A 13,626-nucleotide genomic window follows, 5' to 3' on the forward strand; every position below is an offset into this window, starting at 1 on the left:
TTCCTCCATTCTGCTCCATTCTGTTTCTTAGTATAAAGGCTCTGTAACCAAATTGCAAGTATTTTCTATTTCTTTTTTTCAAAAAAGTTCCGTCTTTTCGGGAAAATTTCACGGTTTTCGGCACAAAAACATATGTTCGATTTAAATAATATCCCCGTCCTCTTTCGCTCCGGAATCTGGCATATTTTTGTAAAAACCGTGACTTTCCGGCCCAAACATGGTAAGATGGGACAGAATCCCATCCTGCGTATACAGGACTGGAAGGAGGAAATCGGATGAGTCACTGTGCCAACTGTGCCCCCCACTCCTGCGCGGGGGGCGTTTTGGAGCACCCGCCTGTGGACTGCCCCAGCTGTGCCGCCCCGCTCCAGGAGCAGGCCATGTCCCTTCTGGCGGAGGAGGAAAACCAGAGGCTGGCCCGCACGGCTGCCCAGGTGGAGGCGGAGGGGTATGGCCGCCTTACCCGGGTGGAGGAAACCATCCTCTTTTTGAAGAAGATGGGCTGTCACAAGATCGGTCTGGCCTTCTGCACCGGGCTGTGGCGGGAGGCCCACGAGCTGACCAAGATCCTGGAGTACCACGGCTTTGAGGTCTGCTCCGCCATCTGTAAAAACGGCTGTCACCCCAAGCGGGATCTGGGCCTGAGTGACCAGGAGACCGTCCGGGGCTGTGCGGACGAGGTCATGTGCAATCCCATTGCGCAGGCACTGGTCCTCAACGAGGCCCGCACCGACTTCAACCTGCTGCTGGGTCTGTGCGTGGGGCATGACACTCTGATCCTGAAATACCTGGAGGGTCCCGCCTCGGTCCTCGCCGTCAAGGACCGGGTCACCGGACACAATCCCCTGGCCCCCATCTACCAGGCCCAGGGCTATTACCGCAAAAAGCTCTATCCGCCCCGGGAGGACTGATCCTCTCCCCCGGCCAAAAAACAAAAAACGCTCCCTCTTCCGAACAACCCGGAAGGGGGAGCGTTTCTTTGCATTTATTTATTGCCCATGCTGGAGGCGGCGCTGCGGAACCGGGCACGGGACTTCTTGATCTCGTCATAGGCCTCGGCCACTGCCTCTTCCGTGCGGCGCAGGGCGTCCTCACAGTAGGCGTTGGCGGCCTGACGCAGCTCCCGGCTGCGCTCCTCGGCCTGGCGGAGCATCTCGTTGCCCCGCTGCTTGGCCTGGGCGGTCAGCTCATCCTCGGCCAGGATCTGCTTGGCCCGGTCCTCGGCCTGGCGCTTGATAAGGTCGGCCTCCCGCTTGGCGGAGGCGATATAGTCGTTCCGGCTGGCGATCAGCTTCTTGGCCTCGCTCAGCTCCATGGGGAATTGGCCCCGGATCTCATCCAGAAGGTCCAGCGCCTTGTCCCGCTCGATGATGCACTTGTCACTGCTCAGGGGCACGCCCTTGGCCTCGTCGATCAGTTGATAGAGCAGGTCCATCAGTTCTTCCACACCGCTGGCCATTACTCTCCCCTCCTCTGTCTCATTCGTTCGTTCACATCGTCGATGATCTCCCTGGGCACGAAGTCCGAGAGGTCGGCCCCGTAGCGGGCCATTTCCTTCACCACACTGGAGCTGATATAGGTGTATTTCGCGCTGGACGGCATCAGCATGGTATCCAGTCTGGGATTGAGCTTTCGGTTGAGCAGAGCCATTTGCAGCTCGTTCTCATAGTCCGATACCGCCCGCAGGCCCTTCACCAGGGTGCAGGCCTTCCGCTCCCTGGCGTACTCCGCCAGGAGGGTCGTGGACCAGTCCACCTCCACATTGGGCAGCTTGTACACCACTTTGCGGATGAGCTCCGCCCGCTCGGGCGGGGTGAAGAGGCCCGTGTGGAGTTTGTCGGAATTCACCATCACGCAGACGATCAGCTTGTCAAAGCACACCGCCGCCCGCTTGATGATATTCAGATGGCCCAGCGTAATGGGGTCAAAGCTTCCAGGATAAATCGCAGTCTTCAAGGGATAACTCTCTCCTCCCCCGCGGACGTCCGTTACAGTCCGCGCCGGTACAGGGTGATCTTGATTTTGCCGTAACGGTACTCCCTGCCCTTCTGATAGGGCTCAGCCAGAGCGGGAAGGGCCTGTTCGGCCGCACTTTCGCAGACCATTATACCATGTTCCGAAAGGATGTCAATTGCAGCGATCTGTTCCAGGGCCTTTTCCAGCAGGCCGGAAGCATAGGGCGGGTCCAGGAAAATCAGGTCGTATTTCTGCCGGCAGGTGAGCAGGAAGGACAGGGAATCCCCCTGGACCACCTTGCCCCGCTCCTCCAGACGGGTAGCCTTCAGGTTCTCCCGGATGAGGGCGGCCGCCTCCCGGCGCAGGTCCACAAAGGTACACTCCGCCGCTCCCCGGGACAGGGCCTCGATGCCCAGCTGGCCCGTTCCGCCGAACAGGTCCAGCACCTTGCGCCCCTCGATGTCAAACTGTACAATATTGAAAATGGATTCTTTCACCTTGTCGGTGGTGGGCCGGGTCTCCATGCCGCTCAGCTCCTTGAGCCGACGTCCCCGGGCCTCTCCCGATATCACGCGCATATCGCTTCATTCCTTTCCTGGTTGATGGGTCTGCCCCTCCGGCTCCTGCCGTGGGTGGAAGTGCGCATAGACCGCCTGGGCCGCATTTCTGGGCACTACGTTTTCCAGCTCCTCCACTGTGGCGGCCCGGATGTTTTTGATGCTCTTGAAGTGGCGCAGCAGCTCACTGCGCCGCTTCTCCCCTACGCCCGGGATCTGGTCCAGCTCGGAGCCCCGGACCCGCCCCTTCCGCTGGAGGCGGTTGAATTCGATGGCAAAGCGGTGGGTCTCCTCCTGGATCTGTCCCACCAGGGAGAAGAGGGCGGGATTGCCCTGAATACCGATCTCCTCCCCGGCCGGAGTGACCAGGGCACGGGTCCGGTGGCGGTCGTCCTTCACCATGCCGTACACCGGAATGGAGAGCTCCATCCGCTCCAGCACCCCGGCCGCCACCCGGGCGTGGGTGGTCCCGCCGTCGATGAAGAGGAGGTCGGGCTTCTGGTCAAACTTCTCATCCCCGTCCAGATAGCGCCGGAAGCGCCGGGTCAGCACCTGCTCCATGGAGGCGTAGTCGTCCGGTCCGTCCATGTCCCGGAGCTTGAAGTGGCGGTAATCCCGCTTGCGGGGCTTTCCGTCCACAAAGACCGTCATGGAGGCCACGATGTCGTCGCTGCCGGTGTTGGAGATGTCGTAGGCCTCGATACGGTGCGGAGGCTCGGGCAGATCCAGGAGCTTTCCCAGCAGCTCCATGCGCTTGCTCTGGCGCTCCTCCCGGGAGGTGGCCCGGGCCACCTCCTCCACGGCGTTCTTGGTGGCCAGGCGGATGAGATCCATCTTGGCCCCCCGCTGGGGCGTGATGAGATGCACCCGCCGGCCGGCCTGCTCGGAGAGCATCCGGGTGATGGGCACCTCGTCCTCCAGCTCACAGGGCAGCAGGATCTGCCGGGGCAGGTCCCCCCGGCCCCCGTAGAAGCCCCGCACCAGCGCGGAGATCACATCCCCCTCGTCCTCCTCCATGGGGGTCTCCAGCAGGTCCCAGTCCTTGGCGGCCAGCTCCCCGTCCACATAGTGGAGGACCACAAAGCAGCTCTTGGCCTCTCCCCGGTGAAAACCCACCACGTCGGTGTCGGCCAGACTGCCCGCCACCACCTTCTGCCGCTTTCCCAGCAGCTCGATGGCCCGGTAACGGTCCCGCAGCTGGGCGGCCCGCTCAAAGCGCAGCTCCTCGGCGGCCCGCTCCATCTCGGCGCGGATTTCCTCCCCCACCTCCTGGAACTTTCCCTCCAGAAGGCGCACCGCCTGTTCGATGGCCTCCCCATAGCGGGACTGGTCCATGTCCTTCCGGCAGTAGCCGTCGCACCGTCCCATGTGGTAATTGAGGCAGGGACGGCCCTTTCCGATGTCCCGGGGGAAGACCCGTGCACAGGTGGGCAGGTGCAGGGCGGCGCAGATGGCGTCCAGGATGGCCTGGGTATTCCCCCGGCTGGCAAAGGGCCCGAAATACCGCGCCCCGTCCTCCGCCACCTTGCCCACCAGGGAAAAGCGGGGATAGGCGTCCTGAACCGAGAGCCGAACATAGGGATAGCCCTTTCCATCCTTGAGCAGGATGTTATAGTGGGGCTGGTGCCGCTTGATGAGGGCGTTTTCCAGCACCAGGGCCTCAAACTCCGAGTCGGCCACGATGACGTCGAAATGGTCGATCTGGCTGACCATGGCCCGGGTCTTTTCCGTGTGGGAGGCCAGATTGGCAAAGTACTGGCTGACCCGATTTTTCAGGGCCTTGGCCTTCCCCACGTAGATGACCGTGTTTTTGGCGTCCTGCATGATGTACACGCCGGGCTGGAGGGGCAGGCTGTGGGCTTTTTCTTTCAGTTCGTCAAAGGTCATATTCCACCTCTGGAGGACATCCCAGGAAAACGGTTGAAAAAAAGCGCCGCGGTCAGCGGCGCTTTTTTCTTGTGCGCATAAAGATTACTCGGAGAAATTGGAGCTGATCAGCTCGATGAGAGCCTCCACAGCTTCCTTTTCATCGGGGCCGTCCGCGATCAGGTTGATGGAGGTGCCCTTCACGATACCAAGGGAGAGCACACCCAGCAGACTCTTAGCGTTCACCCGGCGCTCCTCCTTCTCGACCCAGATGGAGCTCTTGAACTCATTGGCCTTCTGGATGAAAAACGTCGCCGGACGCGCATGCAGACCGACCTGGTTGTTCACCACTGCCTCTTTCATATACATAAGCGTTTCCTCCCCATATGCACTTGCATACTCTGTAATATAGAATAGCAAATTTGTCCCAACCCGTCAATGACATTTTACACAAATTCCAGCGAACCATGTCGCTCCTTTCCACGCAGGCATGGAAAAGAGTCATCTGTTTGTCACAGGCGGACGTTCCTTCCGATATCCGTCGGTTACTTCAGCTCCACCACGGTGACGCCGTCCTCGCCCTCGCCGTAGCGGCCGGGCCGGAAGGACTTTACATAGCGGCTGCGCTTGAGGTGCTCCCGTACCGCCTTGCGCACCGCGCCGGTGCCCTTGCCGTGGATGACCACCACCTCGGTCAGGCGGCCCATGACGGCGTTGTCCAGGAAGATGTCCAGCGCGCCCACGGCCTCGTCGGTCATCATGCCCCGCAGGTCCACCTCGGGCGAGGCGCCCAGGCTGCGCAGCTTGTGCTCGGCCCGGCGGATGACCTTCTGGGCCTCCTTCTTGGTCTGGCTCTCGCCCTCCACCACCCGGACCTCGCTCTGCTTGGCGGTGATCTTCAGGATGCCGGCCTGGAGCTGGAGGGATCCGTCCTTGTTGACGCTCAGGACGGTGGCCTGGGTGCCCATTTTGACCAGCTCCACCGTGTCGCCGGCCTTGGCAGGCCGGGTGGGGGGCGGCGCGGGGGTCTCCTTCCGGCGGCCCAGCTTGTCCTCGGCCTCGTTCAGCCGGTGCTTCAGGCCGGAGCGGGCCTCATTGACCCGCTGCCAGTCCTCCTCCTTGCGCTGGCGCTTTCGCATGTCGTTGAGCTCCTGGAAGACCTGGTCGGCGGTCTCCCGGGCCTCCTCCAGGATGCGCCGGGCCTCGGCCTGGGCCTTCTCCACCGCCTTGGCCCGCTCCTGCTCCAGCTTCTCCCGGTACTCCCGGGCCACCTTGGCGGAGTTCTCCATCTCCCGGCGGAGCTTGGCGGCGTTCTCCTTCTCCTGTTCCATCTGCTGGCGCTGCTCGTCCAGCTGGGTGAGGACGTCCTCAAAGCGGACATTCTCCGCGTCCAGCCGGTCGGCGGCCTTCTGGATGATGTGCTTGGGCAGGCCCAGCCGCTCCGAGATGGCAAAGGCGTTGGACTTGCCGGGGATGCCGATGAGCAGCCGGTAGGTGGGGGCCAGAGAGTCCACATTGAACTCGCAGGAGGCGTTCTCCACCCCCTTGGTGGTCATGGCGTACACCTTGAGCTCGGCATAGTGGGTGGTGGCCGCCACCAGGGCCCCCAGTTCCCGGGCGCTCTCGATGATGGCGGCGGCCAGGGCCGCGCCCTCGATGGGGTCGGTGCCCGCTCCCAGCTCATCGAAGAGGATGAGGGTCTCGTCGTCGGCCGCCTCCAGAATGCCCACAATGTTCACCATGTGGGAGGAGAAAGTGGACAGGCTCTGGGCAATGGACTGCTCGTCTCCCACGTCGGCCAGCACCCGGGAGAACACCTGGATGTGGCTGTCCCCGTCCACAGGGATGTGGAGGCCGCACTGGGCCATGAGGACCAGGAGGCCAATGGTCTTGAGGGTGACCGTCTTACCGCCGGTGTTGGGGCCGGTGATAACCAGGGTGTCAAACTCCTCCCCCAGCATCAGATCGTTGGGCACCGCCTTGTTGGGGTCCAGCAGGGGATGGCGGGCCCGGCGGAGGTAGATCCCCCGGGAGACGATCCTGGGCTCGGACCCCTTCATCCGGTAGGAGAGCTTGGCCCGGGCAAAGATCACATCCAGCAGGATGAGCAGGTCGTAGTTCTGGGCGATGTCCTCCCGGTAGGAGGCGCACTCGGCGGAGAGCTCGGCCAGGATGCGCTCGATCTCCTTTTCCTCCCGGGCCTGGAGCTCCCGGAGCTCGTTGTTGGCCTTGACCACGCCCATGGGCTCAATGAAGAAGGTGGAGCCCGAGGAGGACACGTCGTGGACCAGTCCGGGGACCTCGTTCTTGTGCTCCGACTTTACGGGCACCACATAGCGGTCGTTGCGCTGGGTGATGATGGCCTCCTGAAGGTACTTGGCCTGGTTGGAGGAGATGAGCTTGTTGAGGATGTCCCGCACCTTGCTGGCGGTGGAACGGATGTGGCGGCGGATGGAGGCCAGCTCGGGACTGGCCGAGTCGGCGATCTCATCCTCTCCCACGATGGAGCCGGTGATCTTCTCCTCCAGATAGCGGTTGGGGGTCAGGGAGGCGAAGAGGTGGTCGATGCAGGTCCGCTTCTCCCCGCCCGCCCGGCCGTCGGCGTACTCCTTGGCGCTGCGGGCGGCACGCAGGACGGCCGCGATGTCCAGCAGCTCCCGGGTGTTGAGGGCGCCCCCCATATTGGCCCGCTGTAGGGAAGCTCCCACCGGCTTCACGCCGGAGAAGGAGGGCGTCCCGCTCAGGGTCATCAGCTCCACCGCCGCCGTGGTCTCGGCCAGACGCCGCTTCACGTCGTCGGCGTCGGTGAGGGGACGCAGGGCGGCGCAGCGCTCCTTACCCTCGGCCGTCACCGCCTGCTCGGCCAGGCGCTCCAGCACCCGGGGCAGCTCCAGCGTCTGTATGGATTTTTCAAATAGATCTGTCATAGTTTCGATATACTCCAATCGGTTTCCCGGCGCCCGTCCTTACAGGCAGTGGACCCGCGCCGGGTCATAGCGGTCCTGCTGGGCCTTCTCCCGCTCGGGATAGCCCACAGGCACGATGGCGAAGGCCTCCAGATGGTCGGGCAGATTCAGGATCTCCCGCATCTTATCCATTCGCTCCGGAACCGGGGCGATGCCCAGCCAGACGGCGCCCAGGCCCAGCTCCACCGCCTCCAGCAGGATGTTTTCGGTGGCGGCGCTCAGGTCGATCTGGGCATACTCCGGATGGGTCGCGTCCTTCCGGTAACAGGGCACGATGGCCATGGGTGCGTTTTTGGCACACATGGAATAGGCATGACACTGGGACAACTGCTCCAGCAGCCCCCGGTCCCGCACCACATAGAACTCCCAGGGCTGCTGGTTGGTGGCGGAGGGAGCCGCCATGGCCGCCCGGAGGAGCTGCTCCACCTGGGCGTCGGTCACCGGCTTGTCCTGAAATTTACGTACGCTTACCCGCTGAAAAATACTGTTCATACTGATCGGTTCTCCTGTTGGTCGTTGCCCCCCGCCGCCGGGCTGAGCCCGGGTATGGGAAAGGCCAGATTCTTATAAAAGTCCAGGGTGCGAAAGCCCCGGTCCAGCTGCGTGGTCAGAAACCGCTCGCTCACACGCCCCAGCTGCCGCAGCCCCTCCTCCCCCAGTGCAAAGGAAAAGAGCCGCTTGGGGTCGCCGTACACCACATGGCGCATGGCGGCCAGCACCCCCGGGCTCACCGGGACGGAGAGTCCCTCCCCGCCTCCGCGGCAGCGGGCACACAGCAGCACCCCGTCCACCAGCTGAAAGCGGGCGTCCTCCGGCTCGGGCACGCCGCAGACGGCACAGGCGTCCAGCAGCGGCTCATACCCGATGAGGGAGAGGAGCTTGAGCTCAAAGGCCGCCTTGACCAGCGGCAGGGGCTTGTTCAGCCGGTCCAGCGCGTAGAGGGCGTTGAGGAGGAGGGAGAGCACGGCGGGATCGGGCTGCTCCTCCCCCACCACCGCCTCCAGCACCTCGGCAAAGTAGGAGCCCAGGGCCACCTTCTCCACGTCGGAGCGCACGCCCCAGAAGAGCTCCAGCGGCTCGGCCTCGTTGAGGGTATAGTGGTCCCGGTAGGAGAAGAGGGTCATCTCCGAGTAGACCAGCAGCTGGGTGGAGGCGGCCAGGCGGCTCCCCTTCCGGCGGCAGCCCCTGGCCTTGACCGTCACCTTCCCCCCGCTCCGGGTGAGTACGGTGAGGATCTTGTCCGATTCCTTGTAATTGACCTCCCGCAGGATGATCCCCTGTGTGGTGAGCAGCATGTCCCTTTCCCCATTCTATGTAAGGGGGACAAGTCCCCCCGCCGCCTCAGGCGGTCTTATCGTTTTGGGCCTCCTCCTCGCTGTGCCGGAGATGCTCCGCCAGCGCGGCGGCCTCCGGCAGGCCGGTGGCCCAGAAGAGTTCCCACAAGGTCTCGCTGTCCATGGCGCAAGCCCCCTTTTCACGGTTAGCTTGGCTGAGGACGCGTGGATTTATAAGCGGTAAATTTTATGGTCACTCGTCTTTATATCCAAAATTATGGATCAAATTCAGGTTATCCCGCCAGTTCTCCTTCACCTTCACCCAAGTCTGGAGGTACACCTTGGCGCCCATGAAGCGCTCGATGTCCTGCCGGGCCAGAGTGGAGATCTTCTTGAGCATGGCGCCCCCCTTGCCGATGATGATGCCCTTGTGGCTGTCCTTCTCACAGTAGATGGTGGCGTCGATCTCGATGACGCCGTCCCGCTCCCGCTCGGCAAAGCGGATGAGCTCCACAGCGGTGCCGTGGGGGATCTCCTTGTCCAGGCACAGCAGGAGCTTCTCCCGGATGATCTCGGCGCAGACCTGCCGCTCGGGCTGGTCGGTGACCATGTCCTCGGGGAAGAGCTGGGGTCCCTCCGGCAGGAACTGGGCGAGCACGTCCAGCACCTCTTCCACTCCCTCGCCGTTTTTGGCGGAGATGGGCAGGATGGCGTTGAACTCATGGGCCGCAGCGTAGGTCTGCATGACGGCCAGCAGCTCCTCCTTCTCCACGGTATCGATCTTGTTGATGATGAGCACCGAGGGGACGCCCAGGCTCTTGATGCGCCCGATGAGCTCCTCCTCCGGTCCACCCACGTGGGGAATGGGCTCCACGATGAGACACACCGCGTCCACATCAGCCACGCTGTCCTTGACCACCTTCACCATGTAGTCGCCCAGCTTGGTGCGGGCCTTGTGCAGGCCCGGGGTATCCATAAAGACGAACTGGCAGTCGTTCCGGTTGACCACGGCGCAGATGCGGTTGCGGGTGGTCTGGGGCTTGTTGGTGACAATGGCGATCTTCTCGCCCACCAGGGCGTTGGTCAGAGTGGACTTGCCCACGTTGGGCCGTCCCACGATCGATATCATGCCCGATTTTTTGATTTCCATAGGTTATCCTCAACTTTCTTGAGCGTATTTATGTTAGGATTCTCCGTGATAAGCGAGATCCTGCCAGGCCTCTTCCACCGGGAACCACCCCCGGCTGTCCACGGTGTACTCCGCCCGGACCACCGGGGTGAGCTTCCCGTCGATCCGGTCCTCCACGGTCAGCAATACCCGGTCCTGTTCCTCCGTCGCGCCGGGGATGACGCTGCTGTCCGTGCGGCGGACGCACACCAGCTCGCCCTCCTCCCAGCGGTAGAAGGCGTGGGTCCCCACCAGCCCGGCATAGCCGCCCCGGGTATAGCTGCGCACCACCTGCCCGGCTGCGTCAAACTCCGGTGCGCAGACCTCCGCCAGGGCGGGCTCCTCCACAAATTCTCCCGCTTCCGGGTCCCAGAGCCAGTAGTTCCAGTAGGTGGGCTGATTGCCCATAAAGTACAGACATCCGAAGTCCGGGTATCCGTCAAAATTGGCGTCCGCCACCTCGCTCACGCCGAAAAAGTAGGGGGTCTCCAGCGTCTGCTCCATGGTCTGGAGGGGGGCGGACAGGTGGTTGGGGTCCCACACCTGGATGCGGGACTTGTCCTCCTCGATATGGTTCAGGGTGACCCAGAAGTCCCCTACCGCGAAGGCCCGGTGGTTCTCGTCGGAGAGCCACCGCACCGCTTCCTGCTCCGGATCCTCGGCGGCCTCCGGGGTGGGCGTGGGTACAGACTCCGGGGCCGCGCAGGCGCACAGGCCGGTCAGCAGTACCGCGGCGCTCAGCGCCAGGGGCCACTTATTCTGCGCCATGGTCCTCCTCCCGGGTGATACCCAGCGCGCCCAGGATGGCCTCCTCCCGCTCCCGCATCTGCTTCTTCTGGGGGCCTTCGTCCAGATGGTCGTAGCCCAGCAGGTGAAGCACCGAGTGGACCGCCAGATAGCAGAGCTCCCTTCGCTCACTGTGGCCGAACTCCGCGGCCTGGGCCTTGATGTGGTCTACCGAGAGTACCATGTCTCCCAGGGGGAGCACCTCGCTGCCCGGGTCCAGCAGGTCCTCGTCCTCCGGCGTGGGAGGCTCCCCCGGCGTGAATTCAAACATGGGAAAGGAGAGCACGTCGGTGGCGCGGTCCACATCCCGCTGCTCCAGATTGATCTGGTGGATGCCCTCGTCGTCGGTGAAGAGCACGTCCACCTCACAGGGGAGCCCCACTCCCTCCGCCTCCAGTGCGGCCGGGATGACCTCCCGCAGGGCGTCGGCAAAGGCCTCGACGCCCTCTACCTCGGTCTCAATGATGATCTGATGTTCCATCTGCTTCTCCCCCTTGTGCGGCGCTTTCCGTTACTTGTCCCGCCGGGCGTTGCGGCGGTTTTCATCCTCTTCATAGGCCTTGATGATGCGCTGTACGATCACATGGCGCACCACGTCTCCCTCATTGAGCTTGCAGATCTCGATGTCCTGCACGCCCTTGAGCACCCGCATGGCCTCCTTCAGACCGCTGACCTTGTCGGTGGGCAGGTCGATCTGGGTGATGTCGCCGGTGATGACGATCTTGGAGCCGAAGCCCAACCGGGTCAGGAACATCTTCATCTGCTCCCGGCTGGTGTTCTGGGCCTCGTCCAGGATGATGAAGGAGTCGTCCAGGGTCCGGCCGCGCATATAGGCCAGGGGGGCCACCTCGATGTTGCCCCGCTCCACATATTTCTGATAGTTCTCCGGCCCCAGCATGTCGAAGAGGGCGTCGTACAGCGGGCGCAGGTAGGGGTCCACCTTGGACTGAAGATCGCCGGGCAGGAAGCCCAGCCGCTCCCCCGCCTCCACGGCCGGGCGGGTCAGGATGATGCGGTTGACCTGCTTGTCCCGGAAGGCGGCCACCGCGGCGGCCACCGCCAGATAGGTCTTGCCGGTGCCCGCCGGGCCGATGCCCAGGGTGATGGTATTCTTCTTGATGGCCTCCACATACCGCTTCTGGCCCAGGGTCTTGGGCTTGATGGGCTTTCCCTTTGCGGTGACGCAGAGCACGTCCTTGGCCAGGGTGCCGATCTTGTCCTCATTGCCCGCCCGCACCAGATTGATGATGTAGCGCACATTCTGCTCGTTGATGGACTCCCCCTTGGCCGAAAGGGTGAGCAGGCCCTCGATGGCCTTCACGCCATACATGACGGCCTCGGCCTCGCCGGTCACCTTGAGCTGGGAGTCCCGGTTGAGCACCGTTACCCCCAGCTCCTGCTCGATCAGTTTGATATTTTCATCGAAGGAGCCAAAAATATTGATGGCCTCCTCCATCCGTTCGATGTTGATGGTGTGTTCGATCATGAATTTGTTTCGTCTCCTCTTCCCGCCGGCAGGCGGGTCTGGTATCCAGGCTCGTCAAAGGGTACGAACCGTCCGATCTCTTCTGTGCACTCCGCCCGGAGGGTGACGGTCAGCATCTCATCCGTCACAACGGCGGTATACTCGGTCCGCGTGATGCTTCCTCCTTCGATCTGTTCCGTGAGAGCCCGCTCCAGCTGCGCCTCCAGCATCTCTTGGGCGGCAGCCAGGTCCACTTCTGCCGGGGTGAGCGTGTATTCCCGCATGGTCTCCCGGCCCAGGCTCAGAGGGAGAGCCAGATCCATTCCGCTCCCCGCATTCCAAGTACTGCTTATTTTATCATACTGTGGGAAGGAAATTCCACTCTTTCGGTAAAAATTGATGCGTTTTCCCAGAATGGTGAGAAACCAGCGTCCGGTCTCCCGCCCGGTGTACTCCTTGACCTGGGCCGTGAGGGGAATGGTGGCCTGAAGGGTGCGCCAGGTCTTTGCCTCCACCCGTCCCTGGGCCCGGACCTGCTGCCAGCCCACGTCCTGTTCGCTGTACATGGGCCCCTCCAGCAGCACATTTCCCTGGATGAGCACGTCCCCCGCGGCCACCGGCTCCCCCACCTTGCGCTCGGTCTCTCCGGCGAGGACCTCCAGGCGGGTGATGACGCCGTCGGTCTCGGCGATGATGTCTCCGTGCTCGCTCTCGTCCACCAGCTCTGGGGCCTTGACCCGCTCCCGCACCAGCACCTCGGCCCGGGCCCCGTGGAGGTTGATGGACATCCACGAGATGCCTTCCAGCTCCAGCAGCGCCCGCTGCTCGATGTAGTTGATCTCCAGCGCCGGACCAAAGGCCCCGGGGCGCACCCCCTGACGGCGCAGGGTGGACAAAATCGTGGCCGACGGCACCTCGGTATTGCCCGAGACATCCACCACCAGCACAAACTGGGTCATCAGGAGGACCGCCAGCAGCGACAGGGCCAGTCCGGCCAAGAGGGCGTACCGCCTGCGGAAGCGCTCCAAAAAGGTGGGCAGCCCGCCCCGCTCCACCTCGGAGAGGGTGCATCCGGACCGGGTCGCCAGGTCCTCCAGGTCGCCGCGCTCCTGCCGGGGCACTTTGAGCCGCACGGCGGTGCTCTCCACCCATTCCACCCCCCAGAAGGACACTCCGCGCTGGGCACACAGGTTGAGAAACCGCTCCGGAAAGGCCCCCTGGGCCTCCACCTCCACGCTGCCCCGGAGGAAATTGACCACTTTTTTCATCCGCTTCCTCCTAATCCAGCTCCACGGCCCGGATCTGTCCGGTGATGAGCAGCTCTCCGGCGTTCATGGAACGCAGCTCCAACCCCTCGCCCCGCACTTTCAGGATGAGTTTTCCCCCGGAAATATGGATCTCCTCCGACCCATAGGCCAGAATCCCCCGGTGATTCTCCATCCGCAGCTCCCGGTCCCCGATCAGCTCCATCCGGGGCAGTCCCGCCACCAGATCGCCGGGCAGATCAAAGACCTGGGCGGTCCGCTCCAGAACGCTCTCCTTTTTTCGCTTCCCTGCCATGGCAACGCCCTCCTGTTCCCGACTACTT

General features: G+C 63.1%; 15 protein-coding genes. 1 reads left to right on the top strand and 14 read right to left on the bottom strand.

Annotated elements, in window-relative coordinates; all coding sequences use genetic code 11:
- The first annotated feature begins 275 nt into the window (after positions 1-275).
- Positions 276-911 (top strand): DUF1847 domain-containing protein, encoded by a 636-nt coding sequence (locus H8S34_RS01155; protein ID WP_186962816.1) that lies wholly within the window; start codon positions 276-278, stop codon positions 909-911.
- A 74-nt stretch (positions 912-985) separates the two neighbouring features.
- Here the strand turns inward: H8S34_RS01155 and H8S34_RS01160 are convergent, their stop codons facing one another.
- The 14 genes from H8S34_RS01160 to H8S34_RS01225 form a co-directional block, all read right to left on the bottom strand.
- Complete coding sequence (locus tag H8S34_RS01160; protein WP_101693538.1) at positions 986-1,459, bottom strand: hypothetical protein; 474 nt, start codon at positions 1,457-1,459, stop codon at positions 986-988.
- Positions 1,459-1,956 (bottom strand): pantetheine-phosphate adenylyltransferase, encoded by a 498-nt coding sequence (coaD, locus tag H8S34_RS01165; protein ID WP_101693539.1) that lies wholly within the window; start codon positions 1,954-1,956, stop codon positions 1,459-1,461. Before coaD ends, H8S34_RS01160 begins: the two co-directional genes overlap by 1 nt.
- Before the next feature lie 32 nt (positions 1,957-1,988).
- Positions 1,989-2,534: a 16S rRNA (guanine(966)-N(2))-methyltransferase RsmD gene (gene rsmD / locus H8S34_RS01170; RefSeq protein WP_101693540.1), complete on the bottom strand. Its 546-nt coding sequence runs from the start codon at positions 2,532-2,534 to the stop codon at positions 1,989-1,991.
- Positions 2,535-2,540: 6 nt separating this feature from the next.
- Complete coding sequence (gene uvrC, locus H8S34_RS01175; RefSeq protein ID WP_186962817.1) at positions 2,541-4,400, bottom strand: excinuclease ABC subunit UvrC; 1,860 nt, start codon at positions 4,398-4,400, stop codon at positions 2,541-2,543.
- An 84-nt stretch (positions 4,401-4,484) separates the two neighbouring features.
- Positions 4,485-4,748, bottom strand: coding sequence for an HPr family phosphocarrier protein (locus H8S34_RS01180; protein ID WP_101693542.1), 264 nt, complete (start codon positions 4,746-4,748; stop codon positions 4,485-4,487).
- Between the two features lie 176 nt (positions 4,749-4,924).
- Positions 4,925-7,306 carry an endonuclease MutS2 gene (locus H8S34_RS01185; RefSeq protein WP_101693543.1) on the bottom strand — a complete coding sequence of 794 codons (2,382 nt, stop codon included), beginning with the start codon at positions 7,304-7,306 and terminating at the stop codon, positions 4,925-4,927.
- Positions 7,307-7,345: 39 nt separating this feature from the next.
- On the bottom strand, positions 7,346-7,837 hold the full coding sequence (locus tag H8S34_RS01190; RefSeq protein WP_186962818.1) for a nitroreductase family protein: 492 nt from the start codon (positions 7,835-7,837) through the stop codon (positions 7,346-7,348).
- Positions 7,834-8,640: a DNA repair protein RecO gene (gene recO, locus H8S34_RS01195; protein WP_101693545.1), complete on the bottom strand. Its 807-nt coding sequence runs from the start codon at positions 8,638-8,640 to the stop codon at positions 7,834-7,836. Before recO ends, H8S34_RS01190 begins: the two co-directional genes overlap by 4 nt.
- 232 nt (positions 8,641-8,872) lie before the next feature.
- Positions 8,873-9,769 carry a GTPase Era gene (era, locus tag H8S34_RS01200; RefSeq protein WP_101693546.1) on the bottom strand — a complete coding sequence of 299 codons (897 nt, stop codon included), beginning with the start codon at positions 9,767-9,769 and terminating at the stop codon, positions 8,873-8,875.
- A gap of 33 nt (positions 9,770-9,802) precedes the next feature.
- Complete coding sequence (locus H8S34_RS01205; protein ID WP_186962819.1) at positions 9,803-10,555, bottom strand: XAC2610-related protein; 753 nt, start codon at positions 10,553-10,555, stop codon at positions 9,803-9,805.
- Positions 10,542-11,054, bottom strand: a complete 513-nt coding sequence (gene ybeY / locus H8S34_RS01210; RefSeq protein ID WP_101693548.1) for an rRNA maturation RNase YbeY — start codon at positions 11,052-11,054, stop codon at positions 10,542-10,544. Before ybeY ends, H8S34_RS01205 begins: the two co-directional genes overlap by 14 nt.
- Positions 11,055-11,084: 30 nt before the next feature.
- On the bottom strand, positions 11,085-12,059 hold the full coding sequence (locus H8S34_RS01215; protein WP_101693549.1) for a PhoH family protein: 975 nt from the start codon (positions 12,057-12,059) through the stop codon (positions 11,085-11,087).
- The gene (locus H8S34_RS01220) at positions 12,056-13,306 is read right to left on the bottom strand and encodes a sporulation protein YqfD (protein WP_186962820.1); all 1,251 of its coding nucleotides are present in this window, start codon (positions 13,304-13,306) and stop codon (positions 12,056-12,058) included. The genes H8S34_RS01215 and H8S34_RS01220 overlap by 4 nt, the downstream gene beginning before the upstream one ends.
- Positions 13,307-13,316: 10 nt before the next feature.
- Positions 13,317-13,598 carry a YabP/YqfC family sporulation protein gene (locus H8S34_RS01225; RefSeq protein ID WP_101693551.1) on the bottom strand — a complete coding sequence of 94 codons (282 nt, stop codon included), beginning with the start codon at positions 13,596-13,598 and terminating at the stop codon, positions 13,317-13,319.
- Positions 13,599-13,626 lie beyond the last annotated feature (28 nt).

It is taken from the genome of Pseudoflavonifractor hominis (assembly GCF_014288125.1).
GTDB classification, from domain to species: Bacteria; Bacillota; Clostridia; order Oscillospirales; family Oscillospiraceae; genus Pseudoflavonifractor_A; species Pseudoflavonifractor_A gallinarum.